This window comes from Pedobacter paludis, assembly GCF_003173575.1.
GTDB classification, from domain to species: domain Bacteria; phylum Bacteroidota; class Bacteroidia; order Sphingobacteriales; family Sphingobacteriaceae; genus Pedobacter; species Pedobacter paludis.
Genome location: NZ_QGNY01000001.1, coordinates 294,982 through 310,768, shown reverse-complemented (window position 1 = coordinate 310,768; position 15,787 = coordinate 294,982). Strand labels below are relative to the sequence as shown.

The window sequence follows — 15,787 nt, the reverse complement described above, 5'->3', positions numbered from 1 at the left end:
AATTAAATTATATCCATTACTTCAACTTCTCGCCTTTTGAATAAAATCAATCCGAGGATTAATAAAAAAATAGCCTCTGCTGTGGCAATTAACAAATAATTATACTGTATGGCATTTTGATGAAAGAATACAGATCTGAAAGTCTCAATTATAGGGGTTAATGGATTTAGCCAAAATAAAAACTGGTATTTTTGGGGTACAATTGTGCTTGGAAAAACCACTGGGGTAATGAACATGCCTAAACGTAAAATATATTGAAAAAACGTATCAATATCACGATAGCGAGCTGTAAAAACAGCAATTAACAATCCCGAACCTAAAGCAAAGGTTGCAGTTAATAAAATTAGAAATGGAATAAGGAATAAAGAAATTGATAGCTGAAATTTATCAAAAAAAATATAGTAATATAAAAAGATGATAATAAACAAAACCAGTTGTATCGAAAGTCTAACACTTTGTGTAATGATGTTACTTACCGGAACAACTAACCTAGGGAAATAAACTTTGTTAAAAATATGTGCGTTAGTAATAAATGTATACATTGTACCCGAAATGTTATCGAAAAAAAATGTCCAGATAATTGTTCCCGACATATAAAATAATATTTTAGGCGTATCGTCTGTTGATACTTTTGCAAAATTTCCGAATACAATTAGATAAATTAGTGTTGTAAAAAGTGGCTGAAGAAATATCCATATCGGACCAATAATCGTTTGCTGATAGCTTGCGATTAAATCTCTCCTTACAAAGCGCAAAATCAATCCTCTATAAGCATAGAGATCGATCAAGCCCATTTTAAACCAACTTTTAGCAGGACTTATTTCCCATTGCCAATTCAGCTTAATATCTTCTTTTTCTTCAGTATCCATTGTATTTTTAATTTCCTAGCCAACGGTTCAAATAGCCTTCAAATGTTTTTCCATTCCAGTTTTTTACCTGGAAACGCGGAATTTCATATCTATTAATATCCTCATGGAAACAATTTGGCTCTGTAGTAAATGCTAATCGAATTCCAGTTCTTTCTAATATTTCTACACTAAAATTGTTGCGTCCTCCATGAGGATAAGCAAAATAATGTATCTCCTGTGTTGTAAGATTCTTCAAAAAATCAATACTACCCATTATCTCTTTTTCTTGGTCAGGATACTCAAAATCAGCAAGAAAGGGATGGTTTTCAGTATGAGCACCTAGTGTGAATAGTTTATTGGATTGTAAATCTAGTAGCTCCGTTTTCGTCATTGTAAAATAATGAGTTCTTTGATTTCTATTATTTGCCCAATCTTCAAGGTAATCAATTAAAGATTTTTGCTTTTCTATAGCCAAACCCTTAAAAATATCACAAAGCTTATAATATAATTGTATTGGATTAATTTCATTTTCAGCTTTACCAATCTGAAATGAAATATTATAAGGGTTATTTAAAACTAGCTGCTGAGGAAGACAAGGTGATTGAAGACAGATCCGTTCCAATGCATCCCACCAAAATTCCTGAATTGAACCAAGAGTATTCGTTGTAATAAAAAAATTGGCCGGTAGGTTATATTTCTCCAGTAAGGGCTTAGCAATGAGATAATTATCTTTATAACCATCATCAAATGTTATGCTAACACCTTGATGATGATTGGCTCTTTTCTCGATGATATTATGAAGATCATTTAAAGTAATTATATTATAATGCTGTAATATTTGAAGATGTTCTTCGAAATTTTTTGGACTTACGGCAAGTTCCCATGGATCTGATTCTGCATCAGCTATTCTATGGTACATTAATACAGCGCCACTTGATAATTTTTTTCTTTTAAAAAGCGAGAAAAGAGAGCGTACTTTCATACTATTTAGTTAAACGTATGCTAATAATCACGTCAAATGAATTGTCTCGGATATCAAGTTTAGTTTTATCAACTTCATCTAGCCCTACCCCATGTAAAAATGAAACCGCTGCATAAACATTACCATACCCTTTAATTTCAAGGCTACTTTCTGAACATATTTCTGTGAAAATTTTATTTATCAATGCCTCATTAAATGACCACAACCATGATTTATGCCATTCTCCCCGTTCTATCGGACTGATTCCTGGAACAGTTACCAATAGCGAACCACCTTTCTTAAGCATTCTGTAACAGTGCTTCAACGCTGATGAATAATCGAATATAAATTGTAGAGTTTGGGTAAGAATTATACAATCAAAATAATCTGAAGGAAGTGAATCCGCTTTGCTAAGATCGGCGATATATGTTGCCCCTGGGGCATCTTTATTTACGTGTAGAACATCACTTTTAATAACCCTATTCCCACCGTATTTTAATGTGTAAGCATTATCTGCAACCTCTAAAACATTTCCGAATATGGAATCTGCTTCTGAAGCTAAAAAATTATCTATATAATAACGGTCTACGGGGCCTCCTCTATCAAAACCAAAAACATTACTGAATGGTTCTGTCCGATCAAAATCACCCCATGAAATATTTCCGTGTGATGGTTTATATCCAGGATATAAATTGACACGATACGCCATCCTTTTAAAGAAATCTGGCATATATCTTTTAAGAAATTCTTTTATGCTTTTAGGCATTTATTATAAATTTCAAACTTCTCAGAAACAAAGGAATTGTAATTGAGCGTTTAGTTTTATTTAGGGATTAACAAGCTTGAAAGATAATAAAAATCTAGCAGGCATTAATACTTATGACTAAAAATATTTATTGATCTTTATCAGTAGTGCGTAATAGGCCAAATTTGAAAATATTTATGGATTATTTATTCGTGCCATCTTACTTTTGCCACTATTAGGATTATTTTATTAACAATGGGATATTATTGTGTTTGCTTTTCCTACTTCAGCACATATTCTAATGTTTCATTTAGCAAGTTAACGCCCTTTAACGTTACATCTGGTTTTACACCGATGCCTTTAATGGAATGGCCATCACGAGTAACAATTTGGCAGTTTGGAATAAACATCCAGAAAAACATATCTGAATTTGGCAAAGCAACACTTACCGATGAGCCCGGGTTGCCAGCACCGGCAGTGGTTTTACCAATAATGGTTGCTCTTTTCAATTCTTTTGCGGTAAAAGCAAAATATTCTGCAGCTGAAAAAGTCTTGTCAGAAGTGATGATATAAATGGGATTATCAAAAAATGTTGGTCCGTTGGTGTAATTAAAAATGACTTCGCTTTGCTTCCAATCCTGCTCCCCCGTACATTTCTTTTTCAAAAGCGTTTGGTAGCTTTTGTCGCGATATAAAAATTGGTTTATAAAAGCACTACTAGCACCATCACCTCCGGGGTTTTCAGATATATCGAAAATAAGCTTATCACATCCCGATAGAGAATCCAACACCCTGCGGATTTCTTTAAAAGCATCTTCATTTGCAATGCATAAATCCCATTTTATGTAGCCGATGTTGTTCTTCAAAATTTTAAACCTGCTAATTCCAGCTGATGATAGTTTTGGTTGCGGTTTGTCGTTTTGTATACTGGGAATCTTTGGATAAGCGATAACATTGAAATGTTTATCGTTGGTTTCTTTCCGGAGCATATTGGTAACCATCTCTGTTGCGGCTGAATCTGAAACACCCTCAAACATTTTTTGTTGCTCCATTTCCGTAAGTTTTTGCACAAGATCTGTAGCTTTTTTCTTGTCGAAATATTGCTGGGTTAAACTGCTTTTTAAAACACTAACCATGAACGAAATATCTTCTTTTGCAGTAGCTTTCTTAATGTTATTTTGTGAGCAACTGAGAAGAACTACGCCATTTAAAATGGCGAATAAAATAGGGATGGATTTTCGGAACATTGGAGCGATTATTTTGCGTGAAACTACAAAAACTATGTTAATTTTAGTAATGGAATAAAAGTTAAGACATCAATAATCATAAAAAACAAACTACAAAGATTTATGTCCTGTAGCGTTTAATTCCATCGCTACGTTTTATCATAAACAAAACCCACTAATCGTTTTTATGAAAAACCTCATTGTACTTTTATTAGCCATTTGCCTCATCTCTTGTAAAAAAGAAGCCACATATGGTCCGCTTAACCTAAAAGATGGCCAACAAGTTGAATTATTAATAGATCATCGTTTAGGATCAGATAAGGACATTTTATTAAAGTTGCCAGAAAATGAACAAGCAGGTGCATCTTTAGCTGGTTTCGAACAAAGAGAACCAGGATATACTTATCGCATCAGGGCTGTTTTTCACTATGATGCGAATCCACCAGCCGATGGCTCTTCTTACTATTACGAGTTTTTGAATGTTATTAGCAAAGAGCAATATAAAGGAACTGAATCCTTTGATATTCAGCTTATTGTTTCTTATATTCCTGGTGGACCAATAATTAGGTTGAATAAACAGGGTACCGATTATTACTTTTCAGATAAAATTCAGTTTACTTTGGCAAATGCTACGGTTGGCAGCCAGTTAGAGGAAATATGGAAAAATGTCCAGGAAATACGTGCGAATTGGCAAACCGGACAACGCCCTAAATGGAAGGCCATAAAAGCAACGGTTATTCATGATCCACAGAAATTCGGAAAGGCCTACTTAGTACAAAAAATAGAATTTACACCGTAACACACATATTTAATTTTTAAAGGCTTGCCTTTGTGGACAAACTTTTTTTATTAAGATTAGATGCCGTATTTCCGGCCTAGGCCGAATCTTTATTCAATACACAACAAATTATTTATTAAATAATACAAACCAAAAAAGCCAGTAAAAAATTAATTTACTGGCTTTTTCTACACCTAGATGGTCTTTTTACAAAGTTGCCATATCAATAACAAATCGGTAACGTACATCACCTTTTTCCATGCGTTCGTAAGCATTGTGAATGTCTTTTATATCGATCATTTCAATATCTGAAACAATATTGTTCTCAGCACAGAAATCAAGCATTTCCTGAGTTTCGGCAATACCACCAATACCCGAACCGGCAAGGCTTTTTCTACCTCCCAATAAACTGAAAGCAGCAATTTCTGCTGGTTTAGGTGGAACGCCTACACAGATGTGTGTTCCGTTGGTTCTTAATAAAGATAAGTACATGTTAAAATCATGTTCAGCAGAAACCGTATCCAAGATAAAATCAAAGGTACCTCTTGCTGCTTTAATTTGTGCAGGATCAGTAGTCACAACAAAATGATGAGCACCTAGTTTTTTGGCATCTTCTTCTTTTTTTGGTGAAGTACTTAATACGGTTACTTCAGCACCAAAAGCTACACCAAATTTAACCGCCATGTGGCCTAAACCACCAAGTCCTAAAACGGCAAGTTTATGTCCTTTTCCAACTTTCCAATGTCTTAATGGAGAGTAGGTTGTAATTCCGGCACATAATAGTGGCGCTACAGCTGCTAGATTTAATTTATCAGAAACGTGAAGTACAAACTCTTCCCTTACAACTATAGAATCTGAGTAACCACCATAAGTTGGCGTTTTTCCGTCTCTTTCTAAACCATTGTAAGTTTGCGTATTACCCTCTAAACAATACTGTTCTAAATCTTGCTTACAGTTTTCGCAAACCTGGCAAGAATCTACCATGCAGCCTGTACCTGCTAAATCGCCTACTTTAAATTTTTTAACATGATCGCCCACTTTTATAACACGACCAACAATTTCATGGCCTGGAACCATTGGGAAAATGCCTGGAAACCAATCGTTTTTTATTTGGTGTAAATCTGAATGGCAAACGCCACAGAATAAGATTTCGAATTGAACATCATGCGGTCCAACCTCACGGCGTTCAAAATTCCAGGGTGCTAAATCTGTTCCTGGGTCTTGCGCCGCATATCCTTTTGTTGCAATCATTTTTATAAATTTTAGTTAATTATACCAGAACAAATATAATGGGTAATTGTTAGTGAATTATTACGCAAATCAAAGGATTGCTTACAAAATTCAAACATTTTACATTTTTGAAGCTTACTTTTTGACGTTATTAACCACTACAACATTTTTGCCCAGCGTTTTAAAACGATGCCCGTTTGCTTGTGCTACGGTGATGGAAATATGCCCAGTTTTGCTGATGTTAATGTCCCTAACTAAGCCAGCTTTTCCTTTGTGCGTACCACCAATTACTTCACAGCTATCGCCATCCTTTAAAATAATATTTTCGTTATTACTCATGATTAAACCTTAATTTATACGAAGATAGCATAACGAATACTAAACAGGATCAACTAGACTTTGAAATGTTGAGCCAAAAAACCTCAAAGCATTGCTTGAAGGTTTTTATATTAATTATTGAATTATTTTGTTAAAATCTCTATTTTCCCACCGTTAATAAACAGATCGTTAGGTACGAAATAACCTGAATTTATTTTTCCATCTACTTTTATTGCGGTAATTCCTCTACCCTTACCAGGTTTTGCAATGGTTATCAGTTTACCTGAACTTGTTCTCCATTTCACTTCATCAAAAAGTGGCGCCGTAACTAAATACTCAGGGTCGGTTGCCGAAAATGGATACAAACCTAATGCACTGAATACATACCAGGAAGACATTTCGCCAGCATCATCCATTCCGGATAAAGCCAAGCCTTCTTTACCAATTCCGTATAAATTGTTTAAAATATAATCTAATATTTTTTGCGATTTTTCTGGCTTACCAATAAAGGTGTAGGCGAAAGGCGCTTCATGATCTGGCTGATTGCCCTGACAGTATTGACCAATCATGGTTTCTACATTTCTGGCAATATATTTTGGATTCCACGGAACAGTAAATAAAGAATCCAATTTCGATTCGAAACCCTTTGCTCCGCCATATAATTCAATCAATCCCTTCATATCATGCGGTGCATAGAAAGATACCTGCCATGCATTGGCTTCGCGGTACATGTATTCGTAATAGGGATATTGTGGATTGAAAGGTTTTATCCAATCGCCGTTTTCCAATCGGCCACGCATAAACCGTGTAGATGGATCGAACATGTTTTTATAGTTTTTCGATCTGGCCATTAAGATCCTATAATTTGCCGTATCGCCCAATTTTTTGGCAATCTGTGCAATAGAATAGTCATCATAAGCATATTCCAGCGTTTTGGATACCCCTGCTTTGGCCTTGGTTTCTACATGAGGATTTTGTACATCAGGATCAGAAATATAACCTTTGGCAATGTATTCTGAGATAAACGGACGGGCTCCACCGGATACATTTGCATTGCGAAGCAGAATTTCATAGGTTGCTTTAATATCAAAATTATCAATCCCTCTTAAATATGCGCCAGCGATGGACGAAGCACCATGATCTCCATGGAAAAAGGTTGGAATAAAACCTGTTTTTTCGCCAACATCTTTCATCGATTTGATCACATCTAATGTAACCTTTGGCGTAACTAAGCCTAAAAGCACATCTTTGTTGCGGTAGGTATCCCATAAAGATGGTTCTGTATAATAATTAAAATCGGCTTTAACTACATTATGTTTAGCATCCTTAAATTCGCCATTTACATCACTGCGTAAGGCCGGCCATAGAAATGATCGATAAAGGCAAGAATACAGCATCACTTTTTGTTTCTCGGTACCACCTTTTACTTGAATGGCTGAAAGCAGGTTTTCCCATTTTGTAGTGGCTTCGTTTCTAATCTCAGCAAAGGTTTTATTGCCAATTTCCTTTTCTAAATTTTCCTTTGCATTTTCTACGCTTACAAAGGATAAGCCAATTTTCAGTTCTACTGGACCTGTAGTTCCATTGGCCAGGTGTATAATGGCATAGCCGGTGCGTTTTCCTTGTTCAACCTGATCTAGCTTTTCGATGCTTCCATTTACTGTTGCATAGAAATAAATATTTTCACCTCCCTGGAAGCCTTGAACTGCCGAGTTACCTACCTGCTCAATATTCCAGGTTGAAACTCTGCTGTTGGCTTTGCCTAGATCTAACAGGATCTGCTTATCGGTATTGTTCTTGAATTCATATTTGTGGTAGCCACATCTTAAGGTAGAAGTTAGGCTTACGTTTACATTGTAATCATCTAAATAAACCTGATAAAATCCCGGTGACGAGCTTTCATTTTTATGGGAAAATTTAGAGCCGAATTTTTCTTTCGGGTTTGAAAGGGGTAAAATTGGAATGTTGCAAAGGTTCCAATGCCCCTTATTGGTATGCGCAAAACCGTAAATAGTATCGTCTTCATATTCGTAGCCAGCACCTGAACCAAATTCTGTGATTGGACTTAGTTGTACCATTGCATTTGGCAAGGAACTGCCTGGAAAGGTTAATCCTGCCCACGATCTCCAGCCATTTGGAAGTTCATAGCCTAAAATTTTAGGATCTGTTAAGGGCGCTGTGCCTACAAAAGTGTTAACATATTTAGTGAGGTTGGTTTTTGTTTGACTTTTACCTACAGTGCTAGAAAGAAGTATAATCCATACAAAATTAAAAATGAGTTTGGTTAGGTTTCTCATGATTCTTGTAAATCGATTTAGTGTGTACACAAATATATAAATTACGCTAAATCAGAAAAGAAAATATCACAATCGTTACCATAAATGCCTTCAGTGTAAAAGTTATTAAATTGGCTGGTATTACTTTAAAGAATTTGGATTTAAAAAATTTAGATGTTAATGTGGCTTAAAGATTAAACATACACCAGATCATCAACCTGTTGAATTAACTCATCTATATTAAAAGGTTTCGTAATAAAAGCATCTGGTTTACATCCCTGTAAATCTACTTCGGTAATAATACCCGACACTAAAATGATTGGAATGGCTTCGAATAAAGGTTTGCTTTTTAGATAAGTGCAGATGTATCTTCCGTCAACATCGCCCAGCATGATGTCTAAAATAATTAGGTCTGGCTTATATTCATTGATCAGATCTTCTAAATTCCCGATATGCAATGTACTCTTTATGTGGTAATTACATTGTTCAAAAATTAAGGGTATTAATGTATGAACCTGTGCGTCATCATCAATAACTAGAATTCTCTTCATTGGATATTGGGTTTCTTTGCCAATTATTCAATATTACCGAAATGATTTTATATTTCCAAACAGCTGTGGCTTAGTGCTATCCAAAAATGGACTTGATTTTACTGTAAAGCATTTCCTGATCTACGGGTTTATTCATGTAATCGTTTGCGCCTAACATAAAAATCCGATCCTTTGTAGATTTGGTAATGTCTGCCGTAACAACAATAATCGGAACTTCGTTATAAACATCGCCAATTGCTCCTGTTCTAATGGCAGAAATTGCTTCATAACCATCCATTACAGGCATTTGTAAATCCATAAGTACTAAATCTACCGAAGTTTTTTTCATCATTTCCAAACATTCGGCACCATCATTTGCAACACTAACTGTCGTATTTTCCCAATCATTGAGCATCATTTCGATTACCATTTGGTTCATCGGATTATCTTCTACAATTAAAATGTGCTTGCCAGCCAAACTGTTTTGATGGTTTGGTAACGGAGTGATAGCTGGTAAATCTGGTACAATGGGATAATCCAAAACAATCTCACAAGTGGTTCCTTCGCTCACTACACTCTTTAACTTAATTTTTCCATGATGAAGATCGACCAATGCTTTTACAATGCTTAAACCAATCCCAAAACCGCCAAACTTTCGTTTATTATCTAAAGTAGTCTGACTGAAAAGTTCGAATACAGAATCTAATTTTTGCTTTGGAATTCCTACACCAGTATCGGCAATTAAAATGCTTAAACTGAGCATATCATTTTCATACCTGGATTTGGTTTCGAAACTAATTATCCCTTTCGATGTAAATTTAATTGCATTACCTAAAATATTGTAAATCAACTGCTCTAATCTAATTGGATCGCCAATTACTATTGTATTTGGACTAATTGAATTATAATATTCGAATGCCAACCCCTTATCTTCAATTTGTTTGCTCAAGCTCGATTTTAACTTTTCGAAAACATCAGTTGGTTTAAATTCAGAATGCTCAAGCTCTAATTCGCCCTTTTCTATCTTGGAGAAATCTAAAATATCGTTCACCGAAGAAATCAGGCCATGAGATGCATAACGAATAACTTCACAATTGGCTCTTATCTTTGGATCGTTAGATTCATTTTCCATCATACTTGCCAAACCTAAAATCGCGTTTAAGGGCGTTCTTAACTCATGGCTCATGTTCGATAAAAAATAAGACTTGACATCGTTCATCTCTTCCGATTTTTGGAGCGCAAGCGCCTGCAATTCTTCCTGCTCGGTCTTCAGTAATCTGATGCGATTCGCCATAGAAAGCGATAAGGCAATAATCTCCAATCCAATTCCAGGTTTGGTTATATTATCTGTTGAGAAGCTTTCTGGAATAAGTCCGAAGTTTCTTAAAATGGCCAGTATGATACAAAGGAAAAGAATAAATATGCCGTAAGAATAAAAGCGATCTATCTTCTGCTTACGAACAAACATGGTTGCGATGGTTACAAAAATTAAAAGTATTCCAACTAGAGTGAGCAAATTAATAAGCGGATAAGAATACTTTAAAAATGAAGGCACGAACACTATCCCCAGCAAAACTATTCCCAACAAAATATAAAGTGGCCTAAAAAGTTTATGGATAACCGGATTTTTATCTTTTATTTCCAAAATCATTTCACTGTATTTTCCGAAAAAGTAACAGCTAAATATGGCAGAAATAATAACACCATGGAGACTAAACCATGAATTGCTGGTATTTATATATTGATGGTAAAAACCATCTAATGCGAATTGGCAAAGCCCTACCAATAATACATAAACCGAGTAATATAAAAACGATAGTTCTTTAAGGGCGAAGTAAAAAAAGAAATAGGTAATTGCGATAATAATTAATATTCCATAAAAAATTCCCATGATCAACTGATCATGATAAGTAATATCGAGCAACCGTTGCTGACTAATTAAAACCAGGGGAAGGGTATTTTTTTCGCCATCGTTTTTAATTTCAATAAAGGCCTGTTTAGTTTCTCCTGGAGCAAGTTCTATCGCAAACATGGTCTTCCTTAAAGCAACACTCCGTTTAGCAAACTCTAAATTATCGCCACTTTGCTGGGTTTCTATATTCCCTGTAGCATTAACCAAATATAAATTTACATTATCTGTTATCGGCTCGGCTGTTTGAGCATAATAGAGCAACGGTACTTTTAAATTATTTTTTAATTGGAATTTTAACCAATACGTATAATGTGTGAAGCCTAAGTTTCCGAACTTACCCTTCATCGGAACAAACCTTAAATTTACTTCATTGTCTTTTATCTGCTGAATGGAATAATCGTGCAGACCTACATTTGCTATTGCAGAATATTTAAGAATAGAGATTTCATCTGGCAATTGATTTGGCTCAAAAATGAATTGAGCCTTAGCCGATAATAAACAGAAAATTAAGAATAGAGATAAGGATAAATTTTTCAAATAGGCGCCAATAAACTTCTACATCAGTTCGATCGCCCTACATTTCAATATCCTTATCAGAAATTATAAAGAATTATCTCTTTATAATAAATTTAATATTCAATAAATAAAATAGGCGATGATAGGCAATTATATAATATAAAGTCAGCAATAACAAATACATATATAATAATATCAAAGCTGTTACAAACGCTACTTAAACAAACTATAAAAGCACCTAATGATTTAATTAAAATAAAAATTTCCGATTTCAAAAAAATAAACGTTAATTAGACATTTATTTATTGTTATGAGCACAGCAAACTATGTAATTGGCGTAGATTACGGGACAGATTCTGTTCGGTCAGTTTTAGTAGATACCGCCAATGGTAAAGAAATTTCATCATCTGTTTTTCTCTATCCCAGATGGCAAAAAGGATTATACTGTATTCCTTCGCAAAACCAGTTCAGGCAACATCCATTAGATTATATTGAAGGCTTAGAGCACACTATAAAAGATTGTTTGGCAAAAGCTGGTGGATCTTCGATAGCTCATCTTGTTAAAGGAATTTCTGTAGACACTACAGGCTCTAGTCCGGTGGCGGTAGATGCTACCGGCAAACCTCTGGCTTTAACAGCAGGTTTTGAGGAAAATCCAAATGCCATGTTTGTACTTTGGAAAGATCATACATCGGTTAAGGAAGCTTCTGAAATAAATGAGCATGCCACCAAATTCAAAACCAATTATTTGAAATACGTTGGTGGAATTTATTCTTCAGAATGGTTTTGGGCTAAACTTCTGCATATTTTAAGAGTAGATCAATCTGTTAAAAATAAAGCCAGTTCTTGGGTAGAACATTGCGATTGGATTCCGTTTTTATTGTGCGGAGAAACCGATATTAAACAAATGAAGCGAAGCCGTTGCGCTGCAGGCCATAAAGCTTTGTGGGCCGAAGAGTTTAATGGTTTACCTCCTGAAGAATTTTTTAACAGCTTAGATCCGATTCTTACGGGTTTTAGAGAAAAGCTATTTGTCGATACTTACACTTCTGATGTTCAAGCTGGAAAATTAAGTTCAGAATGGGCAGAAAAACTGGGTTTAACAACAGAGGTTGTTATTGGTGTTGGTGCTTTTGATGCACATATGGGTGCGGTTGGCGGTCAGATAGAGCCCTATTATTTAAGTAAAGTGATGGGCACCAGTACATGCGATATTTTAGTTGCACCCAGCCAAGAACTTGAAGGTAAATTGGTTAACGGAATCTGCGGACAGGTTAATGGATCGGTGATTCCGGGCATGGCTGGTTTAGAAGCCGGACAATCTGCCTTTGGTGATGTGTATGCCTGGTTTAAAAACCTAATCAGCTGGCCATTAAGCCATTTATTAACTGAATCTGAATTAATTAGCGAAGCTACAGCTATTGCTTTAAAAGATGAACTTGAATCGAAAATTATTGCAAACCTGAGCAAACAAGCCGAGGCTTTGGGTGATGGTGATTATGCAGAATTAGCGGTTGACTGGTTAAATGGAAGAAGAACGCCAGATGCAAATCAAGAACTTAAGGGTGCCATCACCGGACTTGGTTTGGGTACAGATGCACCTAGATTCTTCCGTGCCTTGGCAGCTGCAACTTGTTTTGGAGCAAAAAGTATTGTAGATCGATTCAAAGATCAAGGTGTTCAGGTAAAGGGGATTATCGGGATTGGCGGCGTAGCAAAAAAATCGCCTTACATTATGCAAATGATGGCCGATGTTTTGGAAATGCCAATCCGTATTCACCGTTTTGAGCATACCTGTGCATTAGGCGCTGCCATGTTTGCAGCCGTTGTAGCAGGCATTTATCCGAATGTAGAAGCTGCGATGGTGGCTATGGGCACTGGCTTTGAAAAAGAATATCAACCCAACATTAAAAAGCAGAAAATGTACAGAATGCATTACCAGCAGTATCTGGGTTTGGGCAGGTATTTGGAAAAATATAATAAAAAAGATGTAAAACCTTATCTATCATGAGCATCTATCAAGACATAAAAGAGCAGGCTTACCACGCAAATATGCAACTACCAAAGTTAAATCTGGTGCTGTTTACTTTTGGAAACGTAAGTGCTGCCGACCGTGAAAAAAGAGTTTTTGCCATTAAACCAAGTGGAGTGCCTTATGATGAGCTCACTGTTGAAAAAATGGTAATTGTTAATTTTGAAGGCCAAACCGTTGAAGGAGATTTACGTCCTTCATCTGATACGCAAACCCATGCGGTACTGTATAAAAACTGGGAGGATATTAGTGGTATTGTGCATACGCATTCTACTTATGCCACTGCTTGGGCGCAGGCGCAAACTGCCATTCCTGTTTTTGGAACCACGCATGCTGATCATTTAACGGTTGATATTCCGTGCGCACCGCCAATGGCAGATGAAATGATTAAAGGCAACTACGAATATGAAACGGGGTTTCAAATTATCAACCATTTCGAAAGTTTGGGCTTAAGCCATAAGGAGGTAGAAATGATTTTAGTAGGCAACCATGCTCCTTTTACCTGGGGCAAAACGGCCGATAAAGCCGTTTATAATAGTGCAGTTTTAGAAGCTGTAGCACAAATGGCTTTATTAACAAGACAGATTAATCCGCTGGCCCCGAAATTAAAAGATTCGCTGGTTGAAAAACATTATGAGCGTAAACATGGTGCTTGCGCTTACTACGGACAGGAATAGTTAATTGATTTACGGTGTAAAAAATCAGTCTATCGGTCAATGTCCTCACCAACCGGACGCTGGTGAATATGATGGTTTACCAAGGTAAAATAAACCTGATTGGAGTGAACATGAAGGCTAATTTTTCATTAGCCGAATAAAACGGAAAGCAGGACTATCGGTTCGGAGGAGAACAGGAACCTGCTTTACAAAAAATAAATTATAAATTAATAAGAGCAATAATGATTGATTTAAAAAAATTACAAGTTTGGTTTGTTACCGGAACACAGCATTTGTATGGCGAAGAAACCTTAAAACAAGTTGCGGAACATGCACAAGAAGTTGCAAATTCGTTAAATCTGAATAAAGGGATTTCTGTTTCGGTTGTTTATAAACCCATAGTTAAAACAACTGAGGAGATTTACGAAACTTTGCAACAAGCCAATATGGATAAAAACTGTATTGGTGTAGTGACTTGGATGCATACCTTCTCTCCGGCCAAAATGTGGATTAGGGGTTTAAATGTTTTGCAGAAACCACTTCTTCATTTACATACGCAGTTTAACAGAGATATTCCATGGAATACCATTGATATGGATTTTATGAACTTAAATCAAAGTGCGCATGGCGATAGGGAATTTGGTTTTATGGTATCGAGAATGCGAAAAGACAGGAAAGTTGTGGTAGGGCATTGGCAAGATGAGGAAGTTATTGCTCAGGTGGATACCTGGTGTAGAGCTGCAGCGGGTTGGAATGATTGGCAAGGTGCAAAATTTGCTCGCTTTGGAGATAATATGAGGTATGTAGCGGTAACTGATGGCGATAAAGTTGAGGCTGAAATGAAGTTCGGTTTCTCGGTAAATACTTACGGAATTGGCGACTTGGTTGCAATAATTAATAATATTGCCGATGAAGATGTAAAAAAATTAACGGCTGAATATGAGGCAACTTATGAAATGGCTGCTGATTTAAAAGCTGGCGGTGCCAAATATCAATCTGTTTACGATGCAGCCAAAATAGAATTAGGTTTACGGAAGTTTTTAGTAGATGGGAATTTTAAAGGTTTCTCTGATACTTTTGAAGATCTACATGGGATGATTCAATTACCAGGAATTGCGGCACAGCGTTTAATGGCCGATGGTTATGGTTTTGCCGGAGAAGGCGACTGGAAAACAGCTGCTTTGGTACGTGCCTGTAAAGTAATGGGTGCAGGCTTGCCTGGTGGAAATGCCTTTATGGAAGATTATACCTATCATTTTGATCCGTCAAATTCGATGGTTTTGGGTTCGCATATGCTAGAAGTTGACGTTTCTTTGGCTAAGGGTAAAGCCAGTTTGGAGGTACACCCTTTAGGAATTGGTGGCAAAGCAGATCCTGCTCGCCTGGTTTTTAATGTTGGTGGTGGAGATGCATTAAATGCTTCTCTAATTGACATGGGCAACCGCTTCCGGTTATTGGTGAATGAGGTTAAGGCTGTTGAGGCGGAGCACGATTTACCGAATCTTCCTGTTGCCCGAGTCTTATGGAAACCTCTTCCTGATATGAAAACGGGCTGTGCAGCATGGATTTATGCCGGAGGTGCGCATCATACAGCTTACAGCCAGAATTTAACTACCGAACACTTATTGGATTTTGCAAATATTGCAGGTTTGGAATACGTAAATATTGGTGCTGAAACCAGGATTAATCAATTTAGAAATGAGCTTCATTGGAATGAAGTTTTTTATAAATAGTGTGCAAATTGTCCGCTCTCAATTAT

The 15,787-nt window shown here is 36.3% G+C and carries 13 protein-coding genes; 4 read left to right on the top strand and 9 right to left on the bottom strand.

The window, feature by feature from the left end:
- Positions 1-2: 2 nt before the first annotated feature.
- The 4 genes from DF947_RS01260 to DF947_RS01245 all read right to left on the bottom strand — a co-directional run bounded on the left by DF947_RS01260 (position 3) and on the right by DF947_RS01245 (position 3,801).
- Positions 3-869 carry an ABC transporter permease gene (locus DF947_RS01260; protein WP_109927869.1) on the bottom strand — a complete coding sequence of 289 codons (867 nt, stop codon included), beginning with the start codon at positions 867-869 and terminating at the stop codon, positions 3-5.
- Positions 870-876: 7 nt separating this feature from the next.
- On the bottom strand, positions 877-1,830 hold the full coding sequence (locus tag DF947_RS01255) for a polysaccharide deacetylase family protein (RefSeq protein ID WP_109927868.1): 954 nt from the start codon (positions 1,828-1,830) through the stop codon (positions 877-879).
- 1 nt (position 1,831) lies between these two features.
- The gene (locus DF947_RS01250; protein WP_109927867.1) at positions 1,832-2,575 is read right to left on the bottom strand and encodes a class I SAM-dependent methyltransferase; all 744 of its coding nucleotides are present in this window, start codon (positions 2,573-2,575) and stop codon (positions 1,832-1,834) included.
- A gap of 260 nt (positions 2,576-2,835) precedes the next feature.
- A complete protein-coding gene (locus tag DF947_RS01245) occupies positions 2,836-3,801 on the bottom strand; it encodes a S41 family peptidase (protein WP_109927866.1) in 966 nt (321 codons plus the stop codon).
- Between the two features lie 166 nt (positions 3,802-3,967).
- Here DF947_RS01245 and DF947_RS01240 point away from each other — a divergent pair, with 166 nt between their 5' ends.
- On the top strand, positions 3,968-4,579 hold the full coding sequence (locus DF947_RS01240) for a hypothetical protein (RefSeq protein WP_109927865.1): 612 nt from the start codon (positions 3,968-3,970) through the stop codon (positions 4,577-4,579).
- 186 nt (positions 4,580-4,765) lie between these two features.
- Here the strand turns inward: DF947_RS01240 and DF947_RS01235 are convergent, their stop codons facing one another.
- The 5 genes from DF947_RS01235 to DF947_RS01215 all read right to left on the bottom strand — a co-directional run bounded on the left by DF947_RS01235 (position 4,766) and on the right by DF947_RS01215 (position 11,361).
- Complete coding sequence (locus DF947_RS01235; RefSeq protein WP_109927864.1) at positions 4,766-5,809, bottom strand: NAD(P)-dependent alcohol dehydrogenase; 1,044 nt, start codon at positions 5,807-5,809, stop codon at positions 4,766-4,768.
- A gap of 114 nt (positions 5,810-5,923) precedes the next feature.
- Positions 5,924-6,127: an RNA-binding protein gene (locus DF947_RS01230; RefSeq protein ID WP_109927863.1), complete on the bottom strand. Its 204-nt coding sequence runs from the start codon at positions 6,125-6,127 to the stop codon at positions 5,924-5,926.
- Positions 6,128-6,249: 122 nt separating this feature from the next.
- On the bottom strand, positions 6,250-8,403 hold the full coding sequence (locus DF947_RS01225; protein WP_109927862.1) for a GH92 family glycosyl hydrolase: 2,154 nt from the start codon (positions 8,401-8,403) through the stop codon (positions 6,250-6,252).
- A 173-nt stretch (positions 8,404-8,576) separates the two neighbouring features.
- Positions 8,577-8,933: a response regulator gene (locus DF947_RS01220; RefSeq protein WP_109927861.1), complete on the bottom strand. Its 357-nt coding sequence runs from the start codon at positions 8,931-8,933 to the stop codon at positions 8,577-8,579.
- Between the two features lie 76 nt (positions 8,934-9,009).
- Positions 9,010-11,361, bottom strand: coding sequence for a hybrid sensor histidine kinase/response regulator (locus DF947_RS01215; protein ID WP_109927860.1), 2,352 nt, complete (start codon positions 11,359-11,361; stop codon positions 9,010-9,012).
- A 289-nt stretch (positions 11,362-11,650) separates the two neighbouring features.
- On the opposite strand from DF947_RS01215, the gene DF947_RS01210 reads away from it, so the two are divergent.
- The 3 genes from DF947_RS01210 (at position 11,651) to araA (ending at position 15,761) form a co-directional block, all read left to right on the top strand.
- Entirely contained in the window at positions 11,651-13,351 is a 1,701-nt protein-coding gene (locus tag DF947_RS01210) for a ribulokinase (protein WP_109927859.1), read from the top strand.
- Positions 13,348-14,049 carry an L-ribulose-5-phosphate 4-epimerase AraD gene (gene araD / locus DF947_RS01205; RefSeq protein ID WP_109927858.1) on the top strand — a complete coding sequence of 234 codons (702 nt, stop codon included), beginning with the start codon at positions 13,348-13,350 and terminating at the stop codon, positions 14,047-14,049. The genes DF947_RS01210 and araD overlap by 4 nt, the downstream gene beginning before the upstream one ends.
- Before the next feature lie 221 nt (positions 14,050-14,270).
- On the top strand, positions 14,271-15,761 hold the full coding sequence (gene araA, locus DF947_RS01200; RefSeq protein WP_109927857.1) for an L-arabinose isomerase: 1,491 nt from the start codon (positions 14,271-14,273) through the stop codon (positions 15,759-15,761).
- Positions 15,762-15,787: the final 26 nt, after the last annotated feature.

Excerpts from the sequence above, each read along its gene's own strand:
- DF947_RS01255 (WP_109927868.1), bottom strand. The coding sequence starts at position 1,830 with ATGAAAGTACGCTCTCTTTTCTCGCTTTTTAAAAGAAAAAAATTATCA.
- DF947_RS01240 (WP_109927865.1), top strand. The coding sequence starts at position 3,968 with ATGAAAAACCTCATTGTACTTTTATTAGCCATTTGCCTCATCTCTTGT.
- DF947_RS01210 (WP_109927859.1), top strand. The coding sequence starts at position 11,651 with ATGAGCACAGCAAACTATGTAATTGGCGTAGATTACGGGACAGATTCT.
- DF947_RS01220 (WP_109927861.1), bottom strand. The coding sequence starts at position 8,933 with ATGAAGAGAATTCTAGTTATTGATGATGACGCACAGGTTCATACATTA.
- DF947_RS01235 (WP_109927864.1), bottom strand. The coding sequence starts at position 5,809 with ATGATTGCAACAAAAGGATATGCGGCGCAAGACCCAGGAACAGATTTA.
- DF947_RS01225 (WP_109927862.1), bottom strand. The coding sequence starts at position 8,403 with ATGAGAAACCTAACCAAACTCATTTTTAATTTTGTATGGATTATACTT.
- araA (WP_109927857.1), top strand. The coding sequence starts at position 14,271 with ATGATTGATTTAAAAAAATTACAAGTTTGGTTTGTTACCGGAACACAG.
- araD (WP_109927858.1), top strand. The coding sequence starts at position 13,348 with ATGAGCATCTATCAAGACATAAAAGAGCAGGCTTACCACGCAAATATG.
- DF947_RS01245 (WP_109927866.1), bottom strand. The coding sequence starts at position 3,801 with ATGTTCCGAAAATCCATCCCTATTTTATTCGCCATTTTAAATGGCGTA.
- DF947_RS01250 (WP_109927867.1), bottom strand. The coding sequence starts at position 2,575 with ATGCCTAAAAGCATAAAAGAATTTCTTAAAAGATATATGCCAGATTTC.
- DF947_RS01230 (WP_109927863.1), bottom strand. The coding sequence starts at position 6,127 with ATGAGTAATAACGAAAATATTATTTTAAAGGATGGCGATAGCTGTGAA.
- DF947_RS01260 (WP_109927869.1), bottom strand. The coding sequence starts at position 869 with ATGGATACTGAAGAAAAAGAAGATATTAAGCTGAATTGGCAATGGGAA.